Consider the following 233-nt stretch of genomic DNA (forward strand, 5'->3'; position numbering starts at 1 on the left):
ATGCGCGTTGAATACGCTCTTGCGGGAAAATGCCCTCCAAACCAATCAGCTTGAGATAGCTGTCTGCGAGCAGTGCATCACCAAAGCTGTTGTCTGAATCTGGTACTAGTTCTAGATATTCTTGAGTAAAGGCTTGAGGCGCGGTCTCACTCAGTAAGCGTTTCTTAGAGACTCTTTGAGATACCTTGCTGATGTTGATGGAGGTATCGGTCTCATTGAGATAGGCATTGAGC

Annotated in this window: 1 protein-coding gene; it reads right to left on the bottom strand. The window is 46.8% G+C overall.

Going from position 1 to position 233, the window contains the following annotated elements; translation table 11 throughout:
• The coding region (locus AB4486_RS24905) for a hypothetical protein (RefSeq protein WP_372119375.1) at positions 1-233 on the bottom strand (233 nt) is incomplete at both ends.

It is taken from the genome of Vibrio sp. 10N.222.55.C6, from assembly GCF_041473395.1.
GTDB lineage: Bacteria > Pseudomonadota > Gammaproteobacteria > Enterobacterales > Vibrionaceae > Vibrio > Vibrio crassostreae_C.